The organism is Rothia sp. HMSC066G02 (genome assembly GCF_001813145.1).
Lineage (GTDB): Bacteria > Actinomycetota > Actinomycetes > Actinomycetales > Micrococcaceae > Rothia.
Genome location: NZ_KV811593.1, coordinates 146,428 through 146,669 on the forward strand (window position 1 = coordinate 146,428; position 242 = coordinate 146,669).

Genomic DNA, 242 nt, shown 5'->3' on the forward strand with positions numbered 1-242 from the left:
ATGAAAGTCCCTCCGAAAAGGAAGGGAAATCATGAGTTCACGGCTTGAGTTTTCGTGTGCTTGAGAACCCTCAATGAAAGTCCCTCCGAAAAGGAAGGGAAATACTGAATGCCCGAAGGTACGGTAGAATCTTTCACAGCCCTCAATGAAAGTCCCTCCGAAAAGGAAGGGAAATTTATCAATCTTGAATTTAGTCGCATATTCACCGGCCGCCCTCAATGAAAGTCCCTCCGAAAAGGAAG